The organism is Roseomonas sp. HF4, from assembly GCF_005222755.1.
In the GTDB taxonomy this organism is placed as follows: Bacteria; Pseudomonadota; Alphaproteobacteria; order Acetobacterales; family Acetobacteraceae; genus Neoroseomonas.
This window is the reverse complement of the sequence record NZ_STGD01000033.1, coordinates 1-10,973: the sequence shown is the minus strand read 5'-3', so window position 1 is coordinate 10,973 and position 10,973 is coordinate 1. Positions and strand designations below refer to the sequence as shown.

12 protein-coding genes and 1 pseudogene are annotated in these 10,973 nt (G+C 73.9%); 10 read left to right on the top strand and 3 right to left on the bottom strand.

Going from position 1 to position 10,973, the window contains the following annotated elements; translation table 11 throughout:
- The 6 genes and pseudogenes from E8M80_RS25260 to E8M80_RS25235 all read left to right on the top strand — a co-directional run.
- Positions 1–414: pseudogene (locus E8M80_RS25260) on the top strand (FAD-dependent oxidoreductase); the annotation flags it as partial.
- A 184-nt stretch (positions 415–598) separates the two neighbouring features.
- Positions 599–1,516: a signal peptide peptidase SppA gene (gene sppA, locus E8M80_RS25255; RefSeq protein ID WP_137128496.1), complete on the top strand. Its 918-nt coding sequence runs from the start codon at positions 599–601 to the stop codon at positions 1,514–1,516.
- A gap of 34 nt (positions 1,517–1,550) precedes the next feature.
- Positions 1,551–1,892, top strand: a complete 342-nt coding sequence (locus E8M80_RS25250; protein ID WP_255467556.1) for an integration host factor subunit beta — start codon at positions 1,551–1,553, stop codon at positions 1,890–1,892.
- Positions 1,893–2,201, top strand: a complete 309-nt coding sequence (locus tag E8M80_RS25245) for a lipopolysaccharide assembly protein LapA domain-containing protein (protein WP_137128494.1) — start codon at positions 1,893–1,895, stop codon at positions 2,199–2,201.
- Between the two features lies 1 nt (position 2,202).
- Positions 2,203–2,916 carry an orotidine-5'-phosphate decarboxylase gene (pyrF, locus tag E8M80_RS25240; protein ID WP_137128493.1) on the top strand — a complete coding sequence of 238 codons (714 nt, stop codon included), beginning with the start codon at positions 2,203–2,205 and terminating at the stop codon, positions 2,914–2,916.
- A gap of 121 nt (positions 2,917–3,037) precedes the next feature.
- On the top strand, positions 3,038–3,727 hold the full coding sequence (locus tag E8M80_RS25235) for a phosphoribosylanthranilate isomerase (RefSeq protein ID WP_137128499.1): 690 nt from the start codon (positions 3,038–3,040) through the stop codon (positions 3,725–3,727).
- A gap of 164 nt (positions 3,728–3,891) precedes the next feature.
- On the opposite strand, the gene E8M80_RS25230 is transcribed toward E8M80_RS25235, so the two are convergent.
- From E8M80_RS25230 to E8M80_RS25220, 3 genes are read right to left on the bottom strand one after another with little or no spacing between them, the layout of a single operon-like run.
- The gene (locus E8M80_RS25230; protein WP_240790215.1) at positions 3,892–5,214 is read right to left on the bottom strand and encodes an ABC transporter permease; all 1,323 of its coding nucleotides are present in this window, start codon (positions 5,212–5,214) and stop codon (positions 3,892–3,894) included.
- Positions 5,211–5,951, bottom strand: coding sequence for an ABC transporter ATP-binding protein (locus E8M80_RS25225; RefSeq protein WP_137128492.1), 741 nt, complete (start codon positions 5,949–5,951; stop codon positions 5,211–5,213). Before E8M80_RS25225 ends, E8M80_RS25230 begins: the two co-directional genes overlap by 4 nt.
- Positions 5,952–5,953: 2 nt before the next feature.
- The gene (locus tag E8M80_RS25220) at positions 5,954–7,573 is read right to left on the bottom strand and encodes an efflux RND transporter periplasmic adaptor subunit (RefSeq protein WP_137128491.1); all 1,620 of its coding nucleotides are present in this window, start codon (positions 7,571–7,573) and stop codon (positions 5,954–5,956) included.
- Between the two features lie 252 nt (positions 7,574–7,825).
- Here E8M80_RS25220 and E8M80_RS25215 point away from each other — a divergent pair, with 252 nt between their 5' ends.
- The 4 genes from E8M80_RS25215 to E8M80_RS25200 form a co-directional block, all read left to right on the top strand.
- On the top strand, positions 7,826–8,770 hold the full coding sequence (locus tag E8M80_RS25215; RefSeq protein ID WP_137128490.1) for a 2-dehydropantoate 2-reductase: 945 nt from the start codon (positions 7,826–7,828) through the stop codon (positions 8,768–8,770).
- 100 nt (positions 8,771–8,870) lie between these two features.
- Positions 8,871–9,329 (top strand): MarR family winged helix-turn-helix transcriptional regulator, encoded by a 459-nt coding sequence (locus tag E8M80_RS25210; protein WP_170979646.1) that lies wholly within the window; start codon positions 8,871–8,873, stop codon positions 9,327–9,329.
- Between the two features lie 144 nt (positions 9,330–9,473).
- Positions 9,474–10,364: an L-threonate dehydrogenase gene (ltnD, locus tag E8M80_RS25205; RefSeq protein WP_137128488.1), complete on the top strand. Its 891-nt coding sequence runs from the start codon at positions 9,474–9,476 to the stop codon at positions 10,362–10,364.
- A 112-nt stretch (positions 10,365–10,476) separates the two neighbouring features.
- Positions 10,477–10,973 (top strand): YajG family lipoprotein (locus tag E8M80_RS25200; RefSeq protein ID WP_170979645.1); only part of this gene is annotated, 497 nt, incomplete at its 3' end.

Sequence of the window (10,973 nt, the reverse complement as noted above, 5' to 3'; positions counted from 1 at the left end):
CTCGCGTTTCTCGACTTCGTGGACGCGCATATCGCGCGGACAGGGATGCGGCTGCCGGAGGATCCGGCGGCGCGCGTGATCATGCCGACCCCGGCCGCGATGCATGACCCGATCCGGCGTCTGGATTTCCGCGCCGACGGCATCGGCACCGTCATCTGGGCGACGGGCTACGACCTCGATTTCGGCTGGATCGATGTTCCCGTGCTCGACCAGCGCGGCGCGCCGCTGCACGAGAAGGGCGTGACGCAGTTTCCCGGCCTCTATTTCCTCGGCCTGAATTTCCTGTCGAAGTTTAGTTCATCGTTTCTCATCGGCGTCACCGAGGATGCCGAGCGGCTGGCGGAGAGTGTGTGCGCGACGCAAGGACTGGCGACGCCGAGCGTGGCTGCGCCGCTTTGCGACCCGTTGGGATGACGCGGCATAGGAACGCGGTTCCCGTGGGCGCCGCGCCACCGTGCTGGGCAAAGCGACGACACCGTCCTGCGCGTGCCTGATCATCTGTCGCGCCAAGAGGTCAGCGGCCCCCGAAAGACCGGCAGGCCTCCTTCGCGCACAGTCACCCTTGCCTCCCCGCCCTCGCATCGCCATTGAACCCTGCATGTCCCTTGACGCCGACCTCCTCGCCGACCGCCGCCGCCTGCGCCGCCGCCTGACGCTTTGGCGCGCGCTCGCGATCTTCGCGCTGTTCGGCGCGCTCGCCCTGGTTGCCGGCATCCGCGAACCCTCGACGGTCCTGACCGGCGGCGCCCATGTGCTGCGCCTGCCCGTCTCGGGCTTCATCTCCGACGACCGGCGCGTCATGCAGGCGATCGACCGCGCGGCGAAGGACGACAGCGTCCGTGCCGTGATCGTCGCGATCGACAGCCCCGGCGGCAGCATGGCGGGGGGGGAGGCGCTGCACGGCGCGCTCGCCCGGCTGGCGGAGCGCAAGCCCGTCATCGCCGTGATGGGCGGCACCGCGGCGTCCGCGGGCTACATGGCGGCGCTGCCGGCGCATCGCGTCTTCGCGCGGGATTCGACCGTCACGGGCTCGATCGGCGTGCTGCTGCAGTCCTTCGACCTGTCCGAGTTGCTGGAGCGCGCCGGCGTGCGCGCGCAGGTCATCGCCTCGGGCCCGCTCAAGGATCAGCCGAGCCTGTTCCGCCCGCTGACCGAGGAAGGCCGCGCCGCGCTCGACCGGGTGGTCGGCGACCTGCACGCCCAGTTCGTGGACATGGTCGCGTCCGGCCGCCGGATGGAGCCCGCCCAGGCGCGGGCGCTCGCCGATGGACGCGTCTTCACGGGCCGCCAGGCGCTGGCCGTCGGGCTGATCGACGCGATCGGCGGCGAACGCGAGGCCCGCGCCTGGCTCGCCGCCGAACGCCAGGTGTCCGAGGGCCTGCCCATCCGCGACGCCCAGATCGGCGGCAGCGCCGAACGCCTGATCTCCCGCGTGACCGAAGGCATGATGAAAAGCCTTTTGTCGGAATGGCTTGGCGTTGACGCCCCCCGCGCCCTTTGGCAGCCTTCACGCTGACGCGCAGAACGCGACGCGGCGGGCTGAGGCCGCGATCGAAGGAAGGCCACGCATGACGAAATCCGAGCTGATCGCGCACCTCGCCGGCGCGAACCCGCATCTGCGCCAGCCGGATGTGGAACTCATCGTCACAACGATCTTCGACGAGATCACCGCCGCGCTCGCGCGCGGGGACCGGGTGGAACTGCGCGGCTTCGGCGCCTTCTCGACCAAGGCGCGCGACCCGCGCACCGGCCGTAACCCCCGCACGGGGGAGACGGTGGAGGTCTCCGCCAAGTCCGTCCCGTATTTCAAGCCAGGCAAGGAGCTGCGCGAGCGCATCAACCGCGCCGCGCCGCCCGCGTCGCGCCGCGCCGCCGCGCGCGCCACGGCCTGAATGCGCTGGCTTCTCTTCCTGCCGCTCGCGGTGCTGGTCGTGCTGTTCGCCCTGTCGAACCGGGACGTGGTGGAACTCCGCCTCTGGCCCTTCGACATCGCCTGGGCGGCGCCGCTGGCGCTGGCCGTGCTGCTGCCGGCGGGAATCGCGTTCCTGCTGGGCGCGGCCATCGTGTGGTTCTCGGACCTGCCGGCGCGCCGCCGCGGCTGGTCGGCGCAGCGCCGCGCCGCCGCCCTGCAGCGGGAGATCGACCGGATCCATGCACTGGAGAAGGCCGCAGCCGCCGACCGCCTGGCGGGGTCTGCCTGAGATGATCGCGAAACCTACGGGCACCGCCGCGCGGCTCATCGCCGCCATCGACACCGGCGACCTTGCGCGCGCCGAGGCGCTGGCGGCGTCCCTCGCGGGACGCTGCGGCCTCCTCAAGGTGGGGCTGGAGCTGTTCTGCGCTGCCGGGCCGCCGGCGGTGGACGCTGTCGCGCGCCATGCGCCGGTGTTCCTGGACGTGAAGCTGCACGACATTCCGAACACGGTGGCGGGCGCCATTCGGTCGCTGCTGCCGCTGCGCCCGGCCATGGTCACGCTGCATGCCGCGGGCGGCGCCGCGATGATCGCGGCTGCGCGCGCCGAGGCCGAGCGCGCCGGCGCCGAACGGCCCCTGCTGCTGGCCGTCACGGTGCTGACCAGCATCGACGCCGCGACGCTGGCTGCGACCGGGGTTGCCGCGCTGCCGTCCGACCAGGTGCTGCGCCTGGCGCGCCTGGCGGTTGCCGCCGGTGCCGACGGCCTGGTCTGCAGCCCGCAGGAGGTTGCGCTGCTGCGCGCCGCGCTTGGCCCCGCCGTGGCGCTGGTGGTCCCTGGCGTGCGCCCCGCCGGCAGCGTGTCCGACGACCAGGCCCGCACCGCGACCCCGGCCGAGGCGGTCGCAGCCGGCGCCGACTGGATCGTCCTCGGGCGCCCCATCACCGCCGCGCCCGACCCCGCCGCCACCGCCGCCGCCATCGCTGCGACCCTCCCCCCATGACGCCCCGGGTATCGGTTTCCAAAGGCCTTTCGGCCTTTGGCCGGAGGGGTTCGGGGAGGGCGGAACCCTCCCTGAGGACGGCGTGGGGTTCGGGGAGGGCGGTGCCGCTCCCGTGCTGACCATGCCCATCGAGGTCAAGATCTGCGGCATCCGCGATGCCGAGGGCATGGACGCCACGGTCGCCGCCGGCGCCGACTTCCTCGGCTTCGTGTTTTTCCCGCCTTCTCCGCGCGCCATCGCGCCGGCCGAGGCCGCCGCGCTCTCGGCCCGCCATGCCGGCGGTCCCGTGCGGGTCGGGTTGTTCGTGGATCCGACGGATGACGACATCGCCGCCACGCTGGCCACGGTGCCGCTCGGCCTGATCCAGTTGCATGGCGAGGAGACGCCCGCCCGCGCGGCCGCCATCCGCGCCCGCTTCGGCCTGCCGGTGATGAAGGCGATCGGCGTCGCCGCCGCGGCGGACCTCGACGTGGTGGACACCTTCGCGCCCGTGGTGGACCGCTTCTTATTCGACGCGAAGCCGCCGCCCGGCGGGCCGCTGCCAGGCGGCAACGCGCAGCCTTTCGAGTGGCGGCTGATGGCCGGGCGCGCCATCCCGCGCCCCTGGCTGCTGGCGGGCGGCCTCACGGCCGGCAACGTGGCCGAGGCGATCCGCACAGCGGGCGCGCCGGGCGTCGATGTCTCCTCGGGTGTGGAGCGCGCGCGGGGCGTGAAGGACGGCGGGCTGGTGCGCGCTTTCGTGGCCGCGGCGAGATCGACGCCCGATCGCACGGACGCGCCGACCGGGGACGATACCGACCGGCCGGGGTGACGCTTGGCGGGCGCGCGGACGCCGGGGCACGAAGTTCCGACTTTCGGCCCGAAGGGCCGAGGCCGCGACCGCGGCCCGCCGGTTGTCCGGCGAAGCCAAGGGCCGCGACTGCGGCCCGCCCGGCGCTTGGGGGGCACGAAGGTGAAACCTTCGTGCGCCAAGTATCAGTCGTGCCGCAGCGCCGCGATCGGGTCGAGCAGCGCCGCCCGGCGCGCCGGCCAGAAGCCGAAGAACAGCCCGGTCAGCGCCGAGACGCCGACCGCCAGCAGCACCGCCTCTGGCTTGACCAGCACCGGCCAGCCGGCGAGGTCCGCCGCCGCATGGGACAGCGCGATCCCGGCCAGCACCCCCGCCGCGCCGCCCAGCATGGCCAGCACCAGGGCTTCCAGCAGGAACTGCGCCAGCACGTCGCGCCGTCGGGCGCCGATGGCCAGGCGCAACCCGATTTCCCGCGTCCGCTCCGTCACGCTCACCAGCATGATGTTCATCACGCCGATGCCGCCCACCAGCAGCGACACCGCCGCGACCGAGGCCAGCAGCAGCGACAGCGTGCGCGCGGCGGCGTCGCGCGTGGCCTGGATGTCCGAGAGGTTGCGGATCGAGACGCTGTCGGGCTCGTTCGCCGCGACGCGGTGGCGCTGCCGCATCAGGGTGCGGATCGCCTCCTCCGCCTCGCGCATGTCCTCGCCCTCATGGATCTTGACCGAGATGACCGAGACCTGTCGGGCATTGGCGCGCGACGCGCCCATCACGCTGCGCCGCGCCGTCCAGTATGGGATGAAGACCGCGTCGTCCTGGTCCTGGCCCTGCGGGTTTTGGCCCTTGCGGGCCATGACGCCGATCACCTCGAAGGGTGTCGCGCGGATGCGGATCTCGCGGCCGACGGGATCCTCGTCGCCGAACAGGTTCTCGGCGACGGTGGCGCCGAGCACCACGACCTTGCGCGCGCCCGTGGCCTCCTGCTCGGCAAACAGGCGGCCCTCGGCCGCGGTCCACTCATGCGCCACGAAATAGTCGGGGTCGGTCGCGATCACGCTGGCCTGCCAGTTCTGGTTGCCGGCGACCATCTGGAAGGTCTGGCGGATGGTGCCGACCGCGACCTCGACCTGCGGCACCTCCCGCGCGATCGCCTGCGCGTCGTCCCAGGACAGGTTCGACCGGCCGCCCGCGCCCAGGCGCACGCCCCCCACATTCGCGCTGCCGCCCCAGATGATGAGGAGGTTGGCGCCGAGCGACTGGATCTGTGCCGTCACCTGCCGCCGCGCGCCCTCCCCGACCGCAACCGTCGCGATCACCGCGGCGACGCCGATGAAGATGCCGAGCGCGGTCAGGATCGAACGCAGGTAATTGGCCGCGAGCGCCGAGAGCGCGCCGCGCAGCGCCTCCGCCAGGTCCATGCCGCCGCGGCCCTCGGGCAGCGGCGGCAGCACGGGCGAGGCCATGCTCGCGGCCGCATCGGCCCGCGCCAGGCTGCCCGGCGCGTTCACGCCGCCTGCTCCGGCGGCGGCAGCGCGGCCAGCATCGCCGCGGCATCCGCCGGCGCCTGCCGTGTATCGGCTACCAGCCTGCCGTCGCGGAAGCGCAGCACGCGCGCGGCGAAGCGCGCGACCTCGGGGTCGTGGGTGACCATCAGCACCGCAACGCCGCCGCGATTCAGGGACTGGAACAGCGCGGCGATGGACAGGCCCGTGCGGGTGTCGAGCGCGCCGGTCGGCTCGTCCGCCAGCAGCAGGTCCGGGCTGCCGACGATGGCGCGGGCGATCGCGACCCGCTGCTGCTGCCCGCCCGAGAGCTGCGACGGCCGGTGCCCCATGCGGTCGGCAAGCCCCACCGCCGCCAGCGCCAGCGCCGCCCTCTCGCGTCGCGCGCGGCGGCGCAGCCCGCGATAGACCAATGGCAGCTCAACATTGCCGAGCGCATCGGTGCGCGGCAGCAGGTTGAAGGACTGGAAGACGAAGCCGATGCGACGGCTGCGGAGTTCCGCCAGCCGGTCGGGCGGCAGCGTCTCGACCGCCTCCCCCATCAGCCGGTAGTGGCCGGCGGTCGGCTGGTCGAGGCAGCCGACCAGGTTCAGGAAGGTGGACTTGCCCGAGCCCGACGGGCCCATGGCGGCCACGAATTCGCCGGGCGCGATCGTGACCGACACGCCTTCGAGCGCGCGCACCACCTCCTCCCCCGCCGGGAAGTGGCGCGACAGGCCCTCGGTCTCGATCAGCGCAGCCATGCTCAGAACAGCCGGCGGCCAGCGGGTGCCGCGGCCGTGCCGGCGCGATCCTGGCCGACCACCACCACGGCCCCGGGCTCGAGGCCGCCCGACAGGATCTCGGTCGTGGTGCCGTCGGTGATGCCGGTGCGCACGGCGACGCTGCGCGGCGCCCCGTTGCCGTCCAGCACCCAGACCGTCCCCGGCGTGCCGCCCTGCCGCGCGCCGCCGCGCAGCGCCGCGAGGCGGGCACGCTGGTCCGGCGTCAGCACTGCGTTCAGTCGCGACACCAGCCGCTGCCGCGCTGCCTGGGCCTGCTGCCGGCGCGCATCCGCATCCGCCGGCAGGCCCTGCATCCGGGCGCGCTGCTCGGCCCGCGCGGCGGCGATCTCGGCGCGCTGGGCGTCGGTCAGGTCGGTCAGCGCCGCGAGTGCCTGGTCCAGCTGCGCCTGGCCCGGTGCCTGCGCCTCCCCGGCCGGCCCGCCGGATGCCGCGCCGGGCGGCCGCCAGCGCAGCGCGGCGTTCGGCACGCGCAGCGCCTCGGGGCGGTTCTCGGTCACGACGCGCAGCGTCGCGGTCATGCCCGGCAGCAGCCGGCCGGCCGCGTTCGGCGTGGCCACCACCACCGTGTAGGTCACGACGTTCTGCACCGTCGTCGCGGCCAGGCGGATGTCCTTGACGCGCCCGCGCATCGTCTCGGCGGGAAAGGCGGCGACGGTGAAGCTGACGTCCTGCCCGGCGCGCACGCGGCCGATATCGGCTTCGTCCACCGTGGCGTGGACCTCCATCTCGTCCAGGCTGGCCGCGATCTGGAAGAGCACCGGCGCCTGGAAGGACGCCGCGACCGTCTGCCCGATGTCGATGTTGCGCGACACCACGATGCCGTCGATCGGGGACCGGATGGTGGCGTTGCCGAGGTCGACCTCGACCTGGCGCAGGATCGCCTGCTTCTGCGCGCGGGCGGCCTCGGCGGCCTCGACCTGCGCAACGGCGGTGCGCGCGGCGGCGGCGGCGGACATGGCGGCGGCCTCGGCGCGCAGCACGTCGGCGCGCGCCTGTGCGACGGCGGCCGCGGTGCGCTCGGCGGCGAAGCGGGCGCGCAGCGCGTCACGCTCGGCACCGACGCCGCGTGCGCGCAGTTCGGCGCTGCGCGTCGCCTCGCCCTCGGCGTCGCGGGCGGTCGCCTCGGCGCCGAGGAGCGCCGCGCGCGACGCCTCGATCTGGGCGCGCGCCTGCGCCTGGTCGGCCGTTGCGCGCTCGGCGCTGGCGCGCGCGACGGCGACCTGCGCGGCGGCGGCGAGGATGTCGGCCTCGGCGGCGGCGCGACGTGCCTCGATCGTCGCGGTGTCGAGCCGCGCGATCGGCTCGTTGCTCGCGACCCGCGTGTTGAAGTCGGCGAAGAGCTCGCGGATCTGGCCCGAAAGCTGGCTGCCCACCTGGACCAGCGTGACGGGGTTGACGGTGCCGGTGGCGGCGACAACGGCGGTGATGGGCCCGCGGTCGGCGGCCGCGGTTCGCAGGCGCGGCAGCGCGGCATCGCCCGCATGGCCGTCGCGGAGCAGCGCGAGGCCCGGCATGCCCCCGGCCCACCAGAGGCCGCCGAGCAGCAGCGCGATGCCGGGAATGAGGATCAATCGTCGCATGGCGCCAATCTAGCCTGTGGGGCGTAACGCGCCTGTTTCCGAGTGGGGCGAAGCGCCGCAGGCCGGCAGCCCGGCGCTGTGGCGACCGCTGCATGGGCGCAGGGGAGGCGCCTGTGCCGTTCCATCGGGGGGCCTCTCGGCGCGTGTCGGGGCTGGAGCATGGCAGCGCTGCCGTGCCGCTGCCAGGGGTCGCGGTGCGGGCCGGCGCGTTCGGCGCTAGCCTCCCGCGACGACGTCGGGGAGAGTGGACGGATGCGCGTGCTGGTCCTGGGCGCGGGGGCGCTCGGCGGATATTTCGGCGGGAGGCTGGTCGAGGCCGGCACGGCGGAGGTCGGCTTCCTCGTGCGCCCCGCGCGCCGTGCGGCGCTGGAGCGGGAGGACCTCAGGATCGACAGCCCCTTCGGCGCCTGGCGGGGCCGCGTCGCCGCGCTGGAGGCCGACGACGTCGGGCCCGGCTGGGACCTCGTGCTGCTGGCATGCAAGGCCTATGACCTCGATGACGCCGTCGCCGCCATCCGGCCGGCGGTGGATGCGCGCACGCTGGTCCTGCCGGTGCTGAACGGGCTCGCGCATCTCGACCGGCTCTCGGCCGAGTTCGGCGCCGGGCGCGTGCTGGGCGGGCTCGCCAGGATCCAGGCGACGCTCGCGCCGGACGGCACCGTGCGGCAGCTGAACGACTGGCGCTGGATGACCTTCGGCGCGCAGGACGGCGCCCTGACCGACCGTCTCCGAGCGATCGAGGCCGCGTTCGCGCCCGCGAAGGGCGTCGTGGCCGAGGCGGTGCCCGACATCCGCGCGCGCATGTGGGAAAAGCTGGTTCATCTCGGCACCAGCGCAATCGGCACCGTGCTGCTGCGCGCCAATGTCGGCGAGATCGCCCGCAGCCCGGGCGGGATCGCCTTCCTGCACCGCGTGCTGGACCGCAACGCGGCGATCGCCGCGGCCGCGGGCTTCCCGATGCGCGACGCCTTCCTGGCCGAATACCGCACGCTGTTTGCCGACCCGACGAGCCTCTACGGCACCTCTATGCTGCGCGACATCGAGGCCGGCGGGCGCATCGAGGCCGACCACATCCTGGGCTTCCTGCTCGATGCCGCGCGCCGCGCCGGCGTGCCGGACGACATCCACGAGGCCGCCATCCTCCATGCCAGGGCCTACGAGCAGCGGCGCGCCGCGGGACGGCTGCCGGGGCGCTGAACCGCGCTGCGACGCAGCATCGCCCGCGCCCGTGCAAGGCAGGGGAAGACTCGCGCCGCCCTGCGCGGCTAGTCTATCCGGAAGCAGCCCGGGGCAGGCCATGGACCGGCAGACAGACGCGCCACGTTTCGTCGACGACTACCTGCTCTCGCTTCTCGCGCGCGCCTCCTTCGTCGTGTCGTCGGAATTCCATGAAAGGCTACGCGCGCGCGGCGTCTCGGTGCCGGTCTGGCGGGTGCTGGCCACGCTCTCGGGCGGGGCGGAGACCGTGACCGCGCTGGCCGAGGCCTGCCTGCTCCAGCAACCGACCATGACCAAGGTGCTCGACCGCATGGAGCGCGACGGTCTCGTGAAGCGGGCGCAGGACCGGCGCGACCGCCGCCTGGTGCGGATCCACCTCGCGCCGCGCGGGGAGGCGATGGTCGGCGACCTGCTCGCCGCCGCGCGGGCGCACGAGGCCGAGGTCGTCGCGCGGCACCCGGATGCGGCTGCCATCAAGGACCTCCTGCGGGCATTGATCGCCCGCCAGGGCCGCCGTATCCGGCCGCGCGGGGGCTGACGCGTGCCGCCGATGCACGTGCTGCAACGGATCGTCCTGGTCCTGCTGGTCGTCGCCGCTGTCATCCAGGTGATCGTCGCCATCTCGAATTGACGCAGGGGGCCTGCCTCGCCAGTGTCCGCCGCGTTCGCGGAGGGGCAGGGCATGAAGGTCGGCGTCATCGGTCTGGGCAGCATGGGCATGGGCGCGGCGCTGAGCCTGCTGCGCGCCGGGCATGACGTGACCGGCTGCGACATGCGCGAGGCGGCGCGCGACGAATTCGCCGCCGCCGGGGGCGCCGTGGCGGCCCGCGCGGCCGACCTGCCCGACGGCATCGAGGCGCTGGTCGTGCTGGTGGTGAACGCCGCGCAGACCGAGGCCGCGCTGTTCGCGGAGGGCGGCGCCGCGCCGCGGCTCGCGCCCGGGGCGGTGATCGTGAGTTCCGCGACGATGGGGCCGGACGCGGCGCGCGCATTGGCGGACCGGGCGCGCGAACGGCAGGTCCTGTTCCTCGACGCCCCGGTCTCGGGCGGCGCGGTGAAGGCGCGGGCGGGGGAGATGACCGTCATGGCCTCCGGCAGCGCGGCCGCCTTCGCGGCGGCGCAGCCGGTGCTGGACGCCGTCGCGGCGAAGGTCTGGAACCTGGGCGAGGAGCCCGGCATCGGCGCCACGGTGAAGGTCGTGCACCAGTTGCTGGCCGGCGTGCACATCGCGGTGGCGGCGGAGGCGATGGCGCTCGGCATCCGTGCCGGCGCCGACCCGCGCCAGCTCTATGACGTGGTCACCAGCGCGGCCGGCAATTCCTGGATGTTCGAGAACCGCATGGCGCGCGTGCTGGAGGGCGACGACGAACCGCGCTCGGCCGTCGACATCTTCGTCAAGGACCTCGGCCTGGTGGCGGACATGGCCCGGGGGCTCGACTTCCCCGTGCCGCTCGCCTCCCAGGCGCAGCAATTGTTCACCGCGGCACGGGCGATGGGGCAGGGCGGACGCGACGACGGCTTCGTCATCCGCGTCTGGCAGGCGATGACGGGGATCAAGCTGCCGGGCGAGTGAATCGCGAATCGGTGGTGCGGCTGATCGGGCCGCGCCTATGCTTGCGGGATACGGACCGGAGGAACGAGTGCGAGCCGCCAGCCGAGCCATCGGGCGCGCATGCTGCCTGATCATGCTTCTCGTCACCGGCGCCTGCGCGCTGGAACGCGACTATGTCGATGTCCGTTATGGCCCGGCGCGCTACGCGACACCGGTTCCCGGCGCAGGCGCCGTGGCGGTGGCGGTTGCCGCGCGCGATGCCAGGACCGCCCGGCAGGATCGGGTCTCGAGCAAGATCAACGGCTACGGCATGGAAATGGCGCCGATCGTCGCTAACAACGACGTGGTAGCCGAAACGGCGGATGCGCTGCGCGCCGAACTCGCCCGCGCCGGCTTCCGCATCGACGATGCCGGCGCCCGCCTGGAAGTTGACGTGCTGCGCTTCTACAACGAGTTCCGCACCGGCTGGACACCTCCAGAAACCCTGCTGTCAGTGGGCGTGATGGTCGATCGGTGGGTGCGTACCCAGCGCCGGGATGACAGGGCTGGGGCTGCCCGTGGATGTTTGCCGGGGTGCGCGGGTTACGGGTGCGGCAGTCCCAGAGCCTACGCCGTCGCTGGCCTGCTGCT